Origin of the sequence: Actinosynnema mirum DSM 43827, assembly GCF_000023245.1 — a bacterium.
Taxonomy (GTDB): domain Bacteria; phylum Actinomycetota; class Actinomycetes; order Mycobacteriales; family Pseudonocardiaceae; genus Actinosynnema; species Actinosynnema mirum.
In genome coordinates this window covers 200,313-217,792 of record NC_013093.1, presented here as the reverse complement: position 1 = coordinate 217,792, position 17,480 = coordinate 200,313, and the positions used below count along the sequence as shown (strand labels likewise).

Sequence of the window (17,480 nt, the reverse complement as noted above, 5' to 3'; positions counted from 1 at the left end):
TCTCGTCGGTTGCGCCTGACGTCCAGCGTAGTCGTGGATCAGCTCTTCAAGGGGCGCGCGCCGAGCTCGTCGGCGAGCAGCTTCAGCACGACCGCCTCGGGGTCGAGGCGCTCCTCCCCCGGCTCACCCGGCCTGGCCGCCTCGGCGAACATCTCCTCCTCGTCCACCGGCTCCGGTGGGAGGGGGTCGTCGGGCTCGTCCGGCTCGGGCGGCAGCGGGATGTCGTCGCCCGCGCGGCCGGTCGACCGGTTGGCCTGCGCCTGCATGGCCTTCTCCAGCATCTGCCTGCCGTGGCCGGGCGCGGGCGCGCTCTCGGCCTGGCTGGGCCGCGCGGGGGCGGGCCTGGCCTGGCGGGACTGCTGCTGGGGGCGCTGCGCGGTGGCGGCGTCGCCCTGGACGCAGCGGACCTGCCAGCTGCCGCCGAGGACCTGGCCGAACGCCTTGGCGATCACCTCGGCGTTGCGCTGCTCGGCGAGCCTGCGGGCCAGCGGGCCGGAGGTGTGGGTGAGGGTGACCGACGTGCCGTCGACCTCGGCGACGGTGGCGTTGGTCAGCATGGCCTCGGTGCTGCGGCTGGCCCCCTTGACCACGCCGAGCAGCTCGGGCCAGCGCCTGCGGATCTCGACCGCGTCGACGGCGCCGGATGCCGGGGCGGCTGCGGGCGCGGCGGGTTCGGCGGCGGCGGAGGCCGGTTGCGGAGGCGACTGGGAGGGCCGCTGGAACCGGGCCTGCTGCGGTGCGGCCTGCGCGGTCGGGCGGGCCTGCGCGGCGGGCTGCTGCGGGGTGGCGGGCTGCGGGGTCGGCTCGGCAGGCGCGGCGACCGGCTGCGCCGCGGCAGGCGGTGCGACGACCGGGGGCGCTGCGATCTGCGTCGCGGCGACCGGGGGCGCCACGGCCTGGGGCGCGGCCTGCGCGGGGGCCGGTTCGGGCTCGGCCTGGCGCTGCGAGGGGCGCTGGAACTTGGACTCGACTGCGGGAGCGCCGCCACCGCCGTTGCCGCCGCCCGCCGCGACGCCGTGCTTCTCCAGCCGCTCGACGCGCTGGAGCACCGCCGACTCGGCGTCCGACACCGAGGGCAGCAGCATCCGCGCGCAGAGCAGCTCCAGGAGCAGCCGGGGCGCGGTGGCCCCGCGCATGTCGGTGAGCCCCTGGTGCAGCACCTCGGCGTACCGGGTGAGCGTGGCGGGCCCGATGTTCTGGGCCTGCGGGATCATCTTGGCCAGCACGTCCTCGGGCGCGGACACCAGCCCGCGCTCGCCCGCGTCGGGCACCGCGCACAGCAGCACCAGGTCGCGCAGCCGGTCGAGCAGGTCGGTGGCGAAGCGGCGCGGGTCGTGGCCCGCGTCGACGAGCCGGTCCACGGTGCCGAACACGGCGGAGCCGTCACCGGCGGCGAGCCCCTCGACCACGTCGTCGATCAGCGCGACGTCGGTGACGCCGAGCAGCGCGATGGCCCGGTCGTAGCGCACGCCCTCGGGGCCCGCGCCGGACAGCAACTGGTCCATGACGGACTGGGTGTCGCGGGCGGAGCCGCCGCCCGCGCGGATGACCAGCGGGAAGACCGAGGGCTCGACCGCGACGCCCTCGGCGGCGCAGTTGCGCTCCAGCAGCGCGCGCATCGAGACCGGGGGGATGAGCCGGAACGGGTAGTGGTGGGTGCGCGAGCGGATCGTCGGCAGCACCTTGTCCGGCTCGGTGGTGGCGAAGATGAAGATCAGGTGCTCCGGGGGCTCCTCCACGATCTTCAGCAGGGCGTTGAAGCCCTGCGTGGTGACCATGTGGGCCTCGTCGATGATGAACACCCGGTACTTGGCCTCGGCGGGCGCGTAGAACGCCTTCTCCCGGAGCTCGCGGGTGTCGTCCACACCACCGTGCGAGGCGGCGTCCAGCTCGACCACGTCGACGCTGCCGGGCCCGTTGGGGGCGAGGCCGACGCAGGAGTTGCACTCGCCGCACGGGTCGGGGGTGGGCCCCTTCGCGCAGTTCAGCGACCTGGCGAGGATGCGCGCGCTGGAGGTCTTGCCGCAGCCGCGCGGGCCGGAGAAGAGGTAGGCGTGGTTCACCCGCCCGGCGCCCAGCGCGATGCGCAGGGGATCGGTCACGTGCTCCTGGCCGATGACCTCGGCGAAGGTAGCCGGTCGGTACTTGCGGTAGAGGGCGAGCGCCACGGGCCTGACCATACCCAAAGACCCCGACACGAATTCGTGCCGGGGCCGAGGGTTCCCGCTGAGATCAGGGGACCTCGCGCACCCACCAGAGCCCACTTATCCTTGCTGCCTTCCGGCCCTGGGGAGGTTCGAGGGATAGCGTCACACGAGGTCCGCCTACAGCGTAGCACCCCGCTCGCGCGGGGCTGTCGATCAACCCACCTTGAGGATCTCCTGGAACTGCGGGACGGCCTTGTCCAGCGCGTGCGCCACGCCCAGGGTCGAGCCGCTGGAGAAGGCGCTGACCAGCGTCTTGTCCTCCATGACCAGCATCCGGCCGTCCTTGGCGGAGGGGATGCCCGACAGCACGGGGTGCTGCTTGATCGGGGCGGTGTCGGCGCCGATCGGGAAGATCACGGTGAAGTCGGCGTCGAACAGGTTGAGCTGCTCGGCGGAGACGTCGACGAAGAAGGTGCCGGTGGCGAGGGACTCGACCTCGGCCTTGGGCGTGAAGCCGATGGCCTTGAGGAAGTCGACCCTGGCGTCGCCGCTGACGTACGCGCCGAACTTGCCGTCGAAGTAGGAGCCGACGACCGCGCTCTTGCCGTCGAACTTCTTGTTCGCGGCGAACTTCGCGTTCAGGTCCTCGGTGATCTTCTTGGCCTCGGCGTCCTTGCCCAGCGCCTTGCCGACCATCTCGATCTGCTGCTGCCAGGTGGTGCCGTAGGTGACGACGTCCTTGGGCGCGCCGATGGTGGGCGCGATCTGGGACAGCTTGTCGTGCTTGGCCTGGTCGTTGTCGGACCGGGTGTTGAGGATGAGGTCGGGCTGGAGCGCCGCGACGGCCTCGTAGTCCAGCTCCATCGTGCCCAGGATCTGGGGCGTCTCGGTGTACAGGCTCTCGGCCCACGGGCCGACGCCCTTGCCGCCGAAGGCCATCCAGTCGCTGACGCCGACGGGCTGCACGCCCAGCGCCAGCGCGGCCTCGGCGTCGGACCAGCCGAGCGCGACGACGCGCTTCGGGGTGCCCTCCACCTGGACGGGGCCGAACCTGGTGTCGACCGTGACGACGCCTGCGGAGTCGCCGGAGGCCGACGACGGGGTGTCCGCTCCGCTGTCGGTCGAACCGCCGCAGGCGGTGGCGAACAGGGCGAGCAGGACGACGAGCGGGCGGAGCCGCACGGACCTCACCTCCAAGTTTAGGTGAGGCTAAGCAAACAACTTTCACCCGTAAGGCGCAAGCTGGCCCCCCGCGCCGGAACGGGTGGCCTTTTTCTCAGGCCACCACCACGCCTGCCGACTCGCCGTCCGACAGGGGAACACCCCCACCGAGGCGAGACGAGGCACGTGGATGGCAGTCAAGGGAAGGGCGCTCGCCGGAGCCCCGGTCGGGGTCAAGATCCTCTCCGGGGTCGCGGTGGCCGTGCTGGGCATGGTCGTGATCACCGGCGTCGCGGTGGGGCAGATGACCTCGTTGCGCGACGGTCAGGAGCAGCTCAACAGCGAGGCCGTGGTGCCGCTGGCCAAGTTCGACGAGGTCAGGCGCGCGTACCTCCAGACGCGGGTCGACGCGCTGGCCGACGAGTGGGTCGCCACGACCAACGGCGCCGAGCACGAGGCGTTCACCAAGGACATCAAGGCGATGGACGCCGCCCTCGCCGACCTGGCCAAGAGCGCCGTCACCGACGTGCAGCGCTCGTCCACGGCCGAGCTCCAGTCCGCCTGGTCCGAGTACATCAAGGTGGTCGCCAGCGACCAGTTCCTCCAGCTGGCCCGCACCGGTGACCGCGCCGGGTACGTCGCGGCGCGCGACTCGCAGGTCAAGCCGCAGGCCGTGCGCATCCAGAACGCGCTCGACGCGCTGGTGCAGGACATGACGACGTCGACCGCCGCGCAGCTGGAGCGGGCGAGCGACAACTACGCCACCGGCATCTGGGTGCTGGTCGGCACGCTGCTGGCCGCCATCGCGGTGGCCGTGGGCCTGGCCGTCGCGGCGACCCGCGCCGTGACCGGTCCGCTGCGCAGGCTGAGCGAGGTGTGCGACGCGCTCGCCGAGGGCGACCTGACCAAGCGCACCGGCCTGACCGGCACGGACGAGGTCAGCCGGGTCGGCGCCGCGCTCGACGGCGCGACCGCGAAGACCGCGGAGGCCATCTCGGTGCTGTCCGACAGCGCCCGCTCGGTGGTCGCGGCCACCGGCAAGCTCACCGACACCGCGGGCCGGATCTCCGGCTCGTCGGCGGACACCGCGAGCCGCGCCGACGCGGCGACCGAGGCCGCCGAGCACGTGTCGGACGGCGTGCAGGCCATCGCCACCGGCGCGGAGGAGATGTCCGCGTCCATCCAGGAGATCGCCCGCAACGCCAGCCACGCCGCCCAGCTGGGCAGCCACGCCCGCAGCCTGACCGAGCAGACCGGCGCGACCATGGCGCAGCTCGGCGGGTCGTCGGCGGAGATCGGCAACGTCATCAAGGTGATCACCTCGATCGCCGAGCAGACCAACCTGCTCGCCCTGAACGCCACCATCGAGGCCGCGCGCGCCGGTGACGCGGGCAAGGGCTTCGCCGTCGTCGCGAACGAGGTCAAGGACCTCGCGCAGGAGACCGCCCGCGCCACCGAGGAGATCAGCAACCGGGTCGAGGCCATCCAGGCCGACAGCTCGAACGCGGTGACCGCGATCGCCACGATCGCCGACGTGATCAACGAGCTGGACGGCGTGCAGGCCACCATCGCGGCGGCCGTCGAGGAGCAGGCGGCCACGACCGCCGAGATGAGCCGCAGCGTCGCCGACGCGTCGGGCCGCACCACCGAGATCACCGGCAACATCACCGGCGTCGCGGGCTCGGCCGCCGCGACCTCGGACGGGGCGCGCACGACCACCGAGACCATCGGCGAGCTGGTCGCCGTGGCGGGCGACCTGGAGTCCGTGGTGGACCGCTTCCGCTACTGACCCGCGCCGGTCCCGCACCGGTCCCTGGGGCGCCGCGACGCGTTCCCGCACGACCTCTCCCGGCACCGGGGGTGTCACCTCTTCAGGTGGCACCCCCGGTGCTTTTTGGCTCAGCAGGGCCCTTTTACTGCCGTTTTACGGAACATGAAGCGCACACGTGTGACCCCGCTCAACCTGGGGCTCGGTCACCGGTTGCTGGCGTTGAGCATCGGCACGGTCATCGCCACCGCCGGTGTTCTCGTGGTGGTCGGTGCCTGGCAGAGCGACAAGTTCAGCACCGCGGCGGCCGGCAACGTAGCCGAGCTGATCCAGACCGACACCGACCACGTCACCTCCGGGGTGAGCACTCTGACCCGCACCGCGGGCGAGGCCATCCAGGAGAGCGTCAACAGCAGCATGAACGTCGCGAACGCCGAGCTGGCGCAGCGCGGCGGTCTGCGCCTCGACGACTCCTCCACCACCTCGTGGAAGGCCGTCAACCAGCTCACGCAGGAGGCCACCGACGTCACCCTGCCCAGGGCCGAGGTCTCCGGGGCCTGGCTGGGCCAGAACCGCGACCAGTCGACCCCGACGCCGCTGGTCGACGACATCCGCTCGATGGTCAGCGCGACCGTCACCGTCTTCCAGAAGATGGACGACAAGGGCGACCTGCTGCGCGTGGCCACCAACGTGCCGAACAAGGCGGGCGAGCGCGCCATCGGCACCTACATCCCCGCCACCGCCCAGGACGGGACGCCGAACGCGGTCGCCAAGGCGATCAACTCGGGCACCTCGTACCGGGGCGTGGCCAAGGTCGTCGACACCTGGTACATCGCGGCCTACGACCCGATCAAGAACGCGAACGGCGACGTCATCGGCGCGCTGTACGTGGGCATCCCGCAGGACAAGGCGATCGCCCAGCTGTCCCAGGCCATCTCGGACACCACCGTGGGCGCCAACGGCCGGGTGACCGTCTACAGCACCGCGGCGGCCGACAAGGGCCGGATCATCGCCTCCACCGGCGGCAAGGACGTCGGCACGACGAACGCGGACGCGGCCGACGCGAACGGCGTCAAGTACGTGGACGAGATCGTCTCCAAGGCCACCTCGCTGGGCGAGGGCCAGGTCTTCAACGCGGTCTACCAGCTGCCCGGCCTCGACGGCGAGCCCGCCGCGGCCTCGCCGACCAACGTCGTCTACTACGGCCCGTACCAGTGGGCCATCGCGGTCTCCTCGTACGGCCCCGACTCGGCGGGCGCGATCGAGGAGGTCGAGCAGGGCCGCAGCGCGATGCTGTGGGCGTTCGTGGTCGCCGCCGTGCTGATCGCCGCCGCCGCCGCGCTGGTGTCGCTGATCTGGGCGCGCCGCATGACGGCCCGCCTGCGCGGCCTGACCGGCGCGCTGACCGCGCTGTCCGAGCGCGACCTGACCGTCCAGGCGAAGGTCGGCGGGAACGACGAGATCGGCGAGATGGGCACCGCGCTCAACACCGCCGTCGGCGAGCTGCGCGAGCTGATGTCCGGCATCTCCGAGGCGTCCAGGCGGGTCGAGGAGACCTCGCGGAACGTGTCGTCGACCGGCGCGAAGCTGTCCGACTCGGCGTCGAGCGCGGCGGAGCAGACCAGCAACGCCGCCGAGGCCGCCGCCGAGGTGACCAGGAACGTGCAGACCGTGGCGCACAGCTCGACCGAGATGGGCTCCGCGATCGCCGAGATCTCCCGCAACACCCAGGCCGCCGCGGCGACCGCGCACGACAGCGTCGAGCGCACCCGCCAGGCGTCGGACGTCATCGCCGAGCTGAGCGCGGCGAGCGCCGAGATCACCGACGTGGTGCGGACGATCAGCAGCATCGCCGAGCAGACCAACCTGCTGGCCCTGAACGCCACCATCGAGGCGGCGCGGGCCGGTGACGCGGGCAAGGGCTTCGCGGTCGTCGCGGGCGAGGTCAAGGATTTGGCGCAGGAGACCGCTCGGGCCACCGAGGACGTGTCGCGCCGGGTCGAGGCGATCAACTCGGGCACGACCAAGGCGATCGAGTCGATCGCGGCGATCACCACGGCGATCGACAGCGTGAACGAGTCGCAGTCGGCGATCGCGGCGGCGGTGGAGGAGCAGTCCGCCACCACCGACGAGGTCAACCGCAGCATCAGCCTGGCGTCGGACCACAGCTCGCAGATCGCGGTGCGGCTGAACCAGGTGAGCTCGACCGTCGAGAGCACCAGGGACGCCGTGCGGATGTCGGCGGACGCGGCCGAGGAGCTGAGCGGCACCGCCCGCCAGCTGACCGACCTGGTCGGGCGCTTCACGCTCTGATCCGGGGTTCGGTTCGGGTTTCGAGACCACCGTGGGCGCCAGGGGATTCCCCTGGCGCCCACGGTGCTTTTCGGGTTCCAGGGCCTCGGCGGGAACCGGCCGGTGGCGGGCAAGTCGGGGCGAGCGCCCGAACGCGCCCGGCTTCCGCGAACGGGCGGGATGACCAGCCGTTTTGGTCGGCGACTCCCTCCTCCGGTAGGCTCATCGACGGAGGATTCGCATAGTGGCCTAGTGCGCACGACTGGAAATCGTGTTGGGTTAACCCCCTCACGGGTTCAAATCCCGTATCCTCCGCAGATCAGAGGCCCGGCACCCACGTGGTGCCGGGCCTCTGGCGTTGTCGGACCCCGCCGTGACCTGCGGTTATCCGGCCAGCGCCGGGTCCCAGCCGCGCGCCACCGAGTCCGCGCAGCGGCCCGGCTCGTCGCCGGTGCGCGTGAACAGGGCCTCCAGCAGGACCGGGCAGTGCGCGAGGGTCTCGCGGGGCAGCGGGCCGTTCGCCACCAGCGACACCACGCCGTGCCCCACCGCCCAGCTCTGGGTCGCCAGGTCCAGCGGCGTGGTCCCCGCGTGGAAGCGGCCGGCGTCCTGGGCGCGCAGGGCCGCCTGGACCATGTGCTCCAGCGTGGCGTCGGCGGCCTTCAGGTCCTCCAGGTCGAAGTTCGCGTCGAACATGACCCGGTACAGGTCGGGGTGCTCCAGCGCGTTGCCGAGGTACGCGGCGACGAGGGCGGTCAGGTCGGCGACCGGGTCGGTGGTCACCGGGACCTCGGCGAACCGGCGGGCGAGCCGGGTGAAGCCCTCCTGGCGCACCGCCATCCACATCCCGTCCATGTTCCCGAAGTGGGTGTAGACGGCCATCGTGGACACCCCGGTGCCCGCGACGAGCGAGCGGAGCGTGATCGGCTCGCGGACGCGCAGCATGTGCGCGGCGCGCTCCACGAGGAGGGTGCGGACCGCCGGGTCCTTCTGCCTCGCCATGGGCACCAAGATACATAGCATAGCTTTGTTATGTAGTGTGGGGTGCGCCTGCCCCGCACGGGGTCGGGCCCCGCGCTACGAGGAGTCGAGAAGCATGGCGATCACGCTGGTGAACCCGGACGGGCTGCCGCAGGTCGAGGTCTACCGGCAGGTGGCGATCGGCGCCGGGGCGAAGCTGGTGTTCGTCGCCGGGCAGGTGGCGCGCGACGGCGACGGCAACCGGATCGGCGAGGGCGACCTGGCCGCGCAGGCCGAGCAGGCCTACCTGAACGTCGGCACCGCGCTCGCCGCCGCGGGCGCGACGCTGGGCGACCTCGCCAAGCTGACGATCTACGTCGTCGACTGGCGGCTCGACCTGATGCCCGTGCTCATGGAGGGCGTCAACCGGGCGTTCGCGCGGCTCGGCGGGAGTTCGCTCGCGCCCGTGACGCTGATCGGCGTCGCCGCGCTGGCCGAGCCGGACCTGCTGATCGAGATCGAGGCCACCGCCGTGGTCGAGTAGGCCCCCGAGCACGGCCGAGGGCCCGGCGGCGCGGTGCCACCGGGCCCTCGGCCGTCACCCCGTCAGGGGCGGTGGAACAGGTCCGCGAGGTCCTCCAGCCCGAACACGAGGTGGTCGAGCAGCTGGTTGCCGGTGCTCGGCCTGATCTTCACGACCTGCGGGTCGTGATCGCTGGCCTGGTCGGCGAACTCGGCGTTGATCCGCACCACGTCGTACCGGTACCGCTTGACGTTGGAGCTGAGCAGGATGTGGTCGAGGGTCTGCGAGTTGCCCTCGTACACGTAGCTGTACCGCTCGTTCGCGGGCAGCGTGGACATCAGGTCGACCACCTGGCCGCCCTCGGTGAGCTTCGCGACCACCGGGGAGAACTGGTAGTCGTTCAGGTCGCCCGCGAGCACCACGTTCGCGCCCCTGTCGACCGACTTCACCTCGTCCACGAAGCCCTTGAGCAGGGTCGCCTGCTTGAGGCGCTGCTCCTCGGACGAGCGGACCGGCTCCTGGTAGCGGCCGTGCATGGCCTGGTCGCCGCCCTTGGAGTTGAAGTGGTTGGCGAGCACGAACACCGTGCGGCCCAGGAAGGAGAACTCCCCGACCAGCGGCTTGCGGCTCGCGTCCCACGCCTCGTTCGCGGGCTCGATCCGGCCGGGCGACACCGACAGCGCGGCGCGGCCCCGGCTCTTCACGACCGAGACCGGCGTGGTGGCGTCGCCGCCCGCGCGGTCCACGAAGGACACCCGGCCGGGGTTGAACAGGAACCCGACGCGGATGTTGCCGCCGGGAGCGCCGCCGTCGGCGTTGTTCACCGGGTCGATCTGCCGCCACTGGTAGCGCGGGCCGCCCTTGGCGACGATCGCGTCGGTGAACCGCTGGTAGGTCGCGCTCGCGGTGACCGTGCCGTCGTTGGCGGTGCCGTTGTCGTCCTGGATCTCCTCCAGCACCACCACGTCCGGGCTGCGCAGGTTCGCCACGACCGCGGCGGCGAGCCGGTCGAACTTGGCCTGGTCGTTGGTGGCCGCCAGGTTCTCGACGTTGTACGTCGCCACCGACAGCTCGTGCCTGCCGGTCGCGTCGGACACCTCGGGCTTGGTGCCCCCCGGCGCGTGCGCGCCCACGGACTTGGTGGCCAGGGTGTAGCCGCCGAAGTTGGTGTACTCCAGGTTGCCGACGGTGGAGCCGCTCCAGACGTCGCCGACGTCGCTCACCGGCGGGGTCGCGCTGCCCGCCTTGGCCTTGAGGCGGCCGGGGTTGGGCTGGTCGTAGCCGAGGTAGACCGTGCCGCCGCGCGCGGTCGGGTTGTCCTGGGGCCGGGTGGTGATCCAGGTCTCGCCGAAGTTGTTGGTCGGGCCGGTGACGCGGGCGTCGACGACCTCGACGAGCATCCCCTCGCGGGACTCGAAGTAGTCCAGGGCGTACTTGTCCGGCTCCAGCGGGAGCTGCTCGATGCTGCCGCCCGAGGCGGTCGGCAGGTAACCGGCCGGGGGCGCGAGCCTCTCCGGCGCGGGCAGCGGGTTGCCGCTGGAGAGCACCGACGTGGTCGGGGCGGTGATCTCGGTGAGCGTCTGGTTGGAGTTGCCCGCCTCGACGCCGCCGGGGCGGTACTCGGCGATGGTGCCGCCGACCAGGACGGAGTCGCCGGGCTGCACGGTCGGGGCCGCGTCGCCGGTGTAGACGAAGACGCCCTCGCTGGTGCGGGGGTCGCCGTCGGGCTGGGCGTCCTGGATCCAGTAGCCGCGGTCGCCGGTGGCGCGGGTCGCGGTGACCAGGCCGGGGACGCCGGTGACCTTCTGGCCCAGCAGCGGCGAGATCCGGGTGGCGCCCTGGATGTCGCGGATGCGCTTGTCACCGGGCTGCGGGTCCGGGTCGGGATCCGGGTCCGGGTCCGGGTTCTGGCCGACGCCCTCGCCCTTGGAGTTGACCGGGGTGGGCGCGCCGGCGGTGAAGTCCGCCGCGTTGTCGTCGCTGTCGACCAGCTGCGGGCGGGCGGCGGAGGTGGTGCTGGTGAGGGTGGCCGTGGGGCCGCCCTCGCGGACGACCGCGGTCGTGCCGTAGCCGACGAGGTCCTTGACCCCTGGGGCGGCGGCGCAGTCGGCGGCGGTCTTGCAGGTCAGCGGCTGGGTGCCGGAGACCAGCGCGACCGTGCCCGCGCCCGCCGCCATCGCGGTGGCGCCGGTGGCGTCGGGGGTGGGCAGCGCCGTGGTGCCGCCTGCGCCCTTGGCCTGGGCGACGAGGTAGCGGGCGTTCGGCGCGATCGAGCCGGTGAGCGGGGTGACCTGCCACTGGCTGGCGGCGCTGGCGGAGGCCGGGAGGTACTGCACGCTCCAGCCGTCGACGGCGACCGGCGCGGAGGCGCGGTTGGCCAGCTCGACGAAGTCCTGGGTCAGCACCGCGCCGGAGTTCCCGCCGCCGCCGTAGACCTCGGCGATGAGCGCGTCCTGGCTGGGAGCCGCGGTGACGGGTGTCGCGGACGCGATCGACACGACCGTGGCGGCTGCGGCGGCTAAACCGGCGCGGAGCGGGGTTGTTCTCAACGGGTCCTCCGTGAATTGGCGGGTCCGCAGATCCTCCCCGTAACGGGTGAACGTGGGAAGACACCGTGACTAACGGTTGACGGCAGAGGAATCACTCGAACGTGTGTTCGAGGACGTGCTAGGATCTGCCTCGGGCGCTAGCCGGTGGTCCCCTCCCAGGCACCGGCTGGCGCGCCAGTGCAGGACGGTCGCCAGTCCGCAGGGCCGAGCCCGATCTCCCGTGACAGCACCGGGATGCTCGACGCCGCCCACACCCACATCCCACGTTCGGGCTCCCCGCTCCGGGTGAGCCGCTGCCGGTGCGCGACCGGCGGGCGGGGTGGGGACAGCTTTCCACCTCGGGGCGGGCGGGACGGGTGACCGTTGATGGCGGTGCGGGCGGCGAAGCGGCGGTGAGCAGGGGTTCCGCGATTCTCGGGCGAAGCGGAATTGATGCGCCCGGACCCGGTGGATAACCCGTACGCCGAACGCTCGCTGATCCCTTCGGGGCACGGCGCGAACGCGGCGACCCCGGAAAAGCAGAACGCCGGTCCCGCTTGGGACCGGCGCTCTGGCTGGCGGTGGCGGTGGGATTTGAACCCACGGAGGCTTTCACCTCACACGCTTTCGAGGTCGGCGTGGCGGTGACCGGCAGGGGTCACGGGGCGCGTTTCCGCTGCTCAGTCAGACAGCGTGACCCCCGGCGATCAGCCGTGAACGGCAATGAATGCAACCACAACTGCAACCACAGCGGGCCGCTCCGCCGCAGCCCGGACACCGCCAGCACAGCGCAAGCGTGTTCCCTCCTCACCGTGGGGCGTAAAGGCCGTAACTGCCGTAACTCCGCAGGTCAAGGCGGTTACGAACCGAAACCGGCGTAGGTAACCGGTTACGAAGCCGGAATGTCGACCGTAAAGGGCTGACCAGGGAAGTTACGGCAGTTACGCCGGTTGCGGCTGCGTGGGAAGCCTCGGAAGCTCAGTCAGCGAGCCCGATCCAGGTGGCGAACTTGCTCAGGTCCGGGTTGCTGCGGCGGTGCAGGCTGACCAGGACGCGGGTCGTCTCCCGGACCATCGGGTGGAACCGGGTCTGCTCCGGCGCAGCGCGGCGGGCTTGTTCCAGCGCGCGCAGGGTGCCGGGCCGGTCGCCGAGCATCAGGTGTGCTCGCGCCAGGTCGATGTGCAGGTGGCCGATCCGAGTGGCGGGCAGGCCGCTCCCCCGCTTGAAGTCCGCACCGATGCGAACGGCGCGTTCCGGGTCGCCCAGCTCGACCGAAGCGGCGACGTCGTGGATCGCGGTGTTCGTCGGACCGAAGGTCAGCTGGTAGTGCACCCGGTCGCGGCGGACGCGCACGCCGAGTTCAGCGGCAGCGCCGAGGTGGGCGCGGGCGGTGTCGGCGTCACCGGCACGGGAAGCGAGAGTGCTGGCCCGCAGGTGCAGGCTGCCGTACACGGTGACCGCAGCCGAGCCGGTCAGGTCCACGTGCTCATCGAGCTGGTGGCGGGCGTTGTCGAGCAACTGCAAGCCACGGCCGTAGTCCCCTGCGGCCTGGAAGGCGTTCACCCTGGTCCACTGCGCCAGTCCCACGGCGAGCGGGTCGCTGGTCCGGTCGGCTGCCCACCCCAGCTTGTGCTCGATCGACTCGGCAAGATCGGCGTAGCCCAGCCGGTAGGCCAGGCCGTGCGCGGCGTAGAACGCCATCACCAGCAGCTCGAAGACCTCTTCCTGCTCACGGGCGCCGGTGACGCTGTGCCGGGCAAGAGTCAGCTCTTCCAGCAGGGCAGGGAGGGTGAACGCAAGCCGGGAGTAGCGCCCGGAACGCCGCCGCCGACTCACCCCTTCAACGTCGGCTCGGAGTCTTTCGACGGGCCGGAGCGGGACGCTCTCATCCGGGGCCAGGTCGTAGCCGCGAAGTGCGGCGCGCAGCCGGTCGATGGCGTTGTCCACCCCGCTCTCGCGGTGCTCGGCTTGGTAAGGCTGGCCGTGGACGCGCTCGATCGGCACGGCGAGCGCGCGGGCGACGGCGGCAACCAGCGCGTTGCTGGCGGCGCGATCACCAACCTCCACCTTGGACAGCAGGCTTAAGGAGATGTTCGCGCGGGTGGCTAACTGGCGCTGTGTCAGCCCTGCGGCCTTGCGCAGCACCGTGATGTTCTCGCCGGTCGCCGGGGGACTCGCTGCCATCGCCACGCCCTTCTCGAAGGCTTGCCGGATGCGGCCCGAGTCTAGGTTCCGAGGCCGTCCGGAACCTAGGTCGCGATGACGCTCTGTGCCGACCTGTGCAACATCTGTGCAATTCCACGGGGCCGAACCACGGTTGTCTCGTGCTCAGGGCCGCTGACCCGCAGCAGTCCTGAGCCGAAGGAGGCACCGCAATGGCCGACTTACCCGGCACCCTCGTGGACACCAACCCCCTGTCCAGCTCCCAGCTCCGCAACACCATCCGCGCCCACGCCGTGTCGACCGCCCCCGGTCCCGACGAGACCCGGCCGTTCGGGCTGCGGTTCGCCGTGACCGTTCCGACGCCGGTCCGCCGAACCGTCTCCTACTGCCCCACCCGGCAGCTCGCGGTCGACAACGAGCGCAGGCCGCTGATCGAGACGATGGGCAAGGAGTGGGCCACCAAGGGCTCCACCGACGGCGACGAGGGTCCGGAGGAGAACTGGGGCTGGGAGGAGTAATGACCGTCCTCATCCTGGCCCAGGAAGCCGACGCCCCCACCGACGCGGTGGTGGCCGAGTTGACCCGCCGGGGTGTCGAGGTGTTCCGCGCCGACACGAGCTGGTTCCCACGCCAGCTCGTGCTCGACGCGGAGCTGGTCGACGGTCGGTGGACGGGTACCCTGTCCACCGACCACCGCACGGTCGACCTCCACGACATCCGATCCGTCTGGTACCGCGACCCGTCTGCGTTCGTGTTCCCGCCCGATCTGACCGAGGTCGAGCGCGCCTACGCGCACCGTGAGGCCCGGCTGGGGTTCGGCGGGGTGCTGGCGGCACTGCCCGACGTGCTGTGGGTGAACCACCCGAACCGGGCCGCCGACGCGATGTACAAGCCGTTGCAGCTCACCACCGCTGCGGCCTGCGGGTTATACGTGGTGCCGACACTGGTGACGAACTCGCCGACTGCGGTGCGGCGGTTCGCTGCGGCGCTACCGGGTGGGGTGGTGCACAAGTCGTTCGGGCCGAACACCGTGACCGAAGGCGGTGCGGTCAAGGTCGCGTACACCCGCCGGTTCCAGCCCGCTGACCTGGTCGACCTGCGCGGGGTCAGGTCGACCGCGTTGCAGGCGCAGGCGTGGGTGGACAAGGCAGTGGAGGCCCGCGTGGTCGTGCTGGGCGAACGGATGTTCACCATCGTGATCACCGCGAACTCGACCGCCGCTCATGAGGACTGGCGGGCGGACTTCGACGCCCTGACCTACGAGCTGGTGGACACGCCGCCCGAGGTGGAAGCCGGGGTCAGGGCGTACATGAGGACGCTCGGGCTGGCGTATGCGGCACTCGATTTCGGGATCGAGCGGGACACCGGGCGTTTCGTCTTCTACGAGAGCAACTCGGCGGGCCAGTATGGGTGGCTCGAATCCCAGACCGGTGCACCGATCACTGCGGCGCTGGCAGACCTACTCACGGGAGTGCCCTCGTGACGACCGTCCCTGAAGACGAGTGGCGCGAGCGCGCCGCCGCGCTGGCCGACATGCTCGGCGAACTAGGCAAGCTCACCGACCCGGCATGGCGGGAGGCGGTGCGCGCCGTCCCCCGACACGTACTCGTGCCGCGCTTCCACACCCAGGACACGAACGGGACGTGGGTCGAGTCCAGCACCAGCACCAAAGAGGGGCGGGCGGCGTGGCTGGACGCGGTGTACTCCAACAAGCCATTGGTCACCGCGCTGCGCCAGGACGCCGAAGTGGGCAGGGTGGTGTCCTCGTCCAGCCAGCCCGGCCTGATGACCAGGATGCTGGAAGCCCTGGACATCCGGGACGGGCACCGGGTGCTGGAGATCGGCACCGGCACCGGATACAACGCCGCCCTGCTCTCGCACCGGCTCGGCGGGGAGAACGTGTTCTCCGTCGATGTCGAACCCGACCTGGTCGACCTGGCCCGGTCGCGGCTGGCCGAGCTGGGGCACGCGCCAACACTGGTGGCCGCGAATGGGGCGCTCGGCCTGGCGGAGCACGCGCCCTTCGACCGGATCATCGCCACCTGCGCCGTGCCCGCCATCCCCTGGGCCTGGATCGAGCAGCTGCGGGTAGGCGGCACGGTGCTGACCGACCTGAAGATCACCCAGAACGCGGGCAACCTGGTCAAGGTCACGCGCACCTCGGAACACCGCGCTGAAGGCCGGTTCGACCCGACCTACGCGGCGTTCATGGGGCTGCGCCACCAGCCCGGTGGACCTGCGCAACCGGTGACCAGAGCAGCACGTGACAGCGCCGATGTCCACGAGTCCACGAGTCCCGTAGACCCGCAGACGCCGTGGAAGAACATGGTGGTGTGGTTCCTCGCCGCACTCGACCTGCACGCCGACGTGACAATCGGCTACACCGGGCCGAGCACCACCAGCCCACCCACTGCCGTCACCCTCTCAACCTCGGACGGCTCATGGGCGCAGATCGCCCTTGCCGGAGCTCACGGGCTCCACGAGGTCACCCAGGGCGGACCACAACGGCTCTGGCAGGCGGTGGAGAACGCCCACGACCTGTGGAACCACCTGAGCCGACCGGACTGGGGCCAGTTCGGATTGACCATCACCCCGAACAGCCACACCCTCTGGCACGACCGCCCCGACAGCGAACAGCATTGGACTCACCTAACAGAAATGATTCACGGGAAGCGGTGGGCAAAGCAGCTTTAAGGAAAGGTCAAGAACTTAAACGATAACAAGAAGCTAGTTCGGACACGGAACGCCCCTCTGGCTAGCTTCCAACTGCACCCACGCCCATTAGCATCCCAACAGGTGCAGGGAAGAACAGTCCTGCCATGTTCCGGTCAAGGTTGTCACCGGATCACCGACGCAAGCGTGACGAAGACGCCAGCATCATTAGGCCGCGCTCATAAGTGCACGGCCTCTCACAGGCACCGGGAAGACACCCCACAGAGGGCCCTGGATTCTCCAGGCAAGACGAAGCCACATCCCGACCCTGGAGAACGCGGACCGACAGGATTCGTCGGGCATCGAGACGCGGGCAAGTAACGCGGACTGGGTGTCACGGCGCTCTGCGCCGAGGAGGGCTAGGAGCACGGCCAAGGGCGTGACACTAGCCCAAAACACAGCAGCACCCGAAGCCCACCACGGGCCGTCACACGGGGTGACCAGTTGGCGAGGGCCAAGACGCCGTACGCGCGGCCAGCAGGACACTCCTAAAACCTCGAAAGTTTGGCAACCCCGGACTCCAGGACATCGCAGTTCCAGGGCGTGCGGACCGGACGCGAGGGAGGTAGTAACCCGATAACTCCGGATACGTGGACGCTGAGCCGGACTTCGACCACAGCGGGGAACGCCGGTCACGACGGACGAGGCGGGACGTCGCCGTCCGAGACCGACCCGAACGCCAACCAGAGGCGGTACGTCGATCCGCCACAGGAACCTTTTAGATACACCCAAAAGGATTAAAGCAGGAGCGACCATTTGCCGCAGTAGCCCTGTAGTGTCGCCCGCAACCGAGAGTGACGACCCGCAGTTGGTCGTCTCAGTTGCTAGGCGTTGCGAAGGAAATCAGATGGCTGACAAGAAGACGGTGTTTATCGCGTTCGCGATGGAGGACGAGCGCGACCGCGACCTGTTCGTGGGGCAGCGACTCAACTCGCGCACCCCGTACGAGTACACCGACATGTCCGTGAAGGAGCCCTACGAGACGCAGTGGAAGGAGCGGGTCCTGGCCCGGGTGCGCCGTTCGCACGGCGTCATCGCGCTGATCAGCCCGAGCACCGTGCAGGCCGAGGGACAGCTGTGGGAGATCGAGTGCGCGGTGGAGGAGGGCAAGCCGCTGCTGGGCATCTTCATCAAGGAGCAGCGCATCAAGCCCGCCGTGATGGGGTCGGCGCCGTGCGTTGCCTGGACGTGGAAGGCCGTCGAAGACTTCATCGACGGGCTGTGAC

General features: G+C 70.8%; 12 protein-coding genes, 1 tRNA gene and 1 other RNA gene. 8 read left to right on the top strand and 6 right to left on the bottom strand.

Annotated features, from left to right (window positions below):
* Positions 1-38: 38 nt before the first annotated feature.
* The 3 genes from AMIR_RS01020 to AMIR_RS01015 all read right to left on the bottom strand — a co-directional run bounded on the left by AMIR_RS01020 (position 39) and on the right by AMIR_RS01015 (position 3,329).
* A complete protein-coding gene (locus tag AMIR_RS01020) occupies positions 39-2,168 on the bottom strand; it encodes a DNA polymerase III subunit gamma and tau (protein WP_041837252.1) in 2,130 nt (709 codons plus the stop codon).
* A gap of 63 nt (positions 2,169-2,231) precedes the next feature.
* An RNA gene (gene ffs / locus AMIR_RS36620) (signal recognition particle sRNA small type) lies at positions 2,232-2,325 on the bottom strand.
* A 35-nt stretch (positions 2,326-2,360) separates the two neighbouring features.
* The gene (locus AMIR_RS01015) at positions 2,361-3,329 is read right to left on the bottom strand and encodes an ABC transporter substrate-binding protein (protein WP_012782834.1); all 969 of its coding nucleotides are present in this window, start codon (positions 3,327-3,329) and stop codon (positions 2,361-2,363) included.
* A 169-nt stretch (positions 3,330-3,498) separates the two neighbouring features.
* On the opposite strand from AMIR_RS01015, the gene AMIR_RS01010 reads away from it, so the two are divergent.
* The 3 genes from AMIR_RS01010 (at position 3,499) to AMIR_RS01000 (ending at position 7,683) form a co-directional block, all read left to right on the top strand.
* Positions 3,499-5,097, top strand: coding sequence for a methyl-accepting chemotaxis protein (locus AMIR_RS01010; protein WP_012782833.1), 1,599 nt, complete (start codon positions 3,499-3,501; stop codon positions 5,095-5,097).
* Positions 5,098-5,241: 144 nt separating this feature from the next.
* A complete protein-coding gene (locus AMIR_RS01005; protein ID WP_012782832.1) occupies positions 5,242-7,389 on the top strand; it encodes a methyl-accepting chemotaxis protein in 2,148 nt (715 codons plus the stop codon).
* 209 nt (positions 7,390-7,598) lie between these two features.
* Positions 7,599-7,683: transfer RNA gene (locus AMIR_RS01000), tRNA-Ser, on the top strand.
* A 69-nt stretch (positions 7,684-7,752) separates the two neighbouring features.
* Here AMIR_RS01000 and AMIR_RS00995 read toward each other — a convergent pair.
* A complete protein-coding gene (locus AMIR_RS00995; RefSeq protein ID WP_041836502.1) occupies positions 7,753-8,370 on the bottom strand; it encodes a TetR/AcrR family transcriptional regulator in 618 nt (205 codons plus the stop codon).
* A gap of 94 nt (positions 8,371-8,464) precedes the next feature.
* On the opposite strand from AMIR_RS00995, the gene AMIR_RS00990 reads away from it, so the two are divergent.
* On the top strand, positions 8,465-8,872 hold the full coding sequence (locus tag AMIR_RS00990; protein ID WP_012782830.1) for a RidA family protein: 408 nt from the start codon (positions 8,465-8,467) through the stop codon (positions 8,870-8,872).
* A 62-nt stretch (positions 8,873-8,934) separates the two neighbouring features.
* On the opposite strand, the gene AMIR_RS00985 is transcribed toward AMIR_RS00990, so the two are convergent.
* Positions 8,935-11,400, bottom strand: coding sequence for an endonuclease/exonuclease/phosphatase family protein (locus AMIR_RS00985; protein ID WP_012782829.1), 2,466 nt, complete (start codon positions 11,398-11,400; stop codon positions 8,935-8,937).
* Between the two features lie 957 nt (positions 11,401-12,357).
* Positions 12,358-13,563 (bottom strand): helix-turn-helix domain-containing protein, encoded by a 1,206-nt coding sequence (locus AMIR_RS00980; protein WP_012782828.1) that lies wholly within the window; start codon positions 13,561-13,563, stop codon positions 12,358-12,360.
* 191 nt (positions 13,564-13,754) lie between these two features.
* Between AMIR_RS00980 and AMIR_RS00975 the strand changes: the two genes are divergently transcribed.
* The 4 genes from AMIR_RS00975 to AMIR_RS00960 all read left to right on the top strand — a co-directional run bounded on the left by AMIR_RS00975 (position 13,755) and on the right by AMIR_RS00960 (position 17,479).
* Positions 13,755-14,060 (top strand): putative ATP-grasp-modified RiPP, encoded by a 306-nt coding sequence (locus tag AMIR_RS00975; RefSeq protein WP_012782827.1) that lies wholly within the window; start codon positions 13,755-13,757, stop codon positions 14,058-14,060.
* Positions 14,060-15,025, top strand: coding sequence for an ATP-grasp ribosomal peptide maturase (gene tgmB, locus AMIR_RS00970; RefSeq protein WP_012782826.1), 966 nt, complete (start codon positions 14,060-14,062; stop codon positions 15,023-15,025). Before AMIR_RS00975 ends, tgmB begins: the two co-directional genes overlap by 1 nt.
* On the top strand, positions 15,022-16,236 hold the full coding sequence (gene tgmC / locus AMIR_RS00965; RefSeq protein WP_012782825.1) for an ATP-grasp peptide maturase system methyltransferase: 1,215 nt from the start codon (positions 15,022-15,024) through the stop codon (positions 16,234-16,236). The genes tgmB and tgmC overlap by 4 nt, the downstream gene beginning before the upstream one ends.
* 865 nt (positions 16,237-17,101) lie before the next feature.
* The gene (locus AMIR_RS00960; protein ID WP_012782824.1) at positions 17,102-17,479 is read left to right on the top strand and encodes a TIR domain-containing protein; all 378 of its coding nucleotides are present in this window, start codon (positions 17,102-17,104) and stop codon (positions 17,477-17,479) included.
* The last annotated feature ends 1 nt before the right edge of the window (position 17,480 follow it).

Bases quoted from the DNA above. Each gene is read 5' to 3' on its own strand.
- AMIR_RS00960 (WP_012782824.1), top strand. From the start codon at position 17,102: ATGGCTGACAAGAAGACGGTGTTTATCGCGTTCGCGATGGAGGACGAG.
- AMIR_RS00995 (WP_041836502.1), bottom strand. From the start codon at position 8,370: ATGGCGAGGCAGAAGGACCCGGCGGTCCGCACCCTCCTCGTGGAGCGC.
- AMIR_RS00990 (WP_012782830.1), top strand. From the start codon at position 8,465: ATGGCGATCACGCTGGTGAACCCGGACGGGCTGCCGCAGGTCGAGGTC.
- tgmB (WP_012782826.1), top strand. From the start codon at position 14,060: ATGACCGTCCTCATCCTGGCCCAGGAAGCCGACGCCCCCACCGACGCG.
- AMIR_RS01005 (WP_012782832.1), top strand. From the start codon at position 5,242: ATGAAGCGCACACGTGTGACCCCGCTCAACCTGGGGCTCGGTCACCGG.
- AMIR_RS00980 (WP_012782828.1), bottom strand. From the start codon at position 13,563: ATGGCAGCGAGTCCCCCGGCGACCGGCGAGAACATCACGGTGCTGCGC.
- AMIR_RS01010 (WP_012782833.1), top strand. From the start codon at position 3,499: ATGGCAGTCAAGGGAAGGGCGCTCGCCGGAGCCCCGGTCGGGGTCAAG.
- AMIR_RS00975 (WP_012782827.1), top strand. From the start codon at position 13,755: ATGGCCGACTTACCCGGCACCCTCGTGGACACCAACCCCCTGTCCAGC.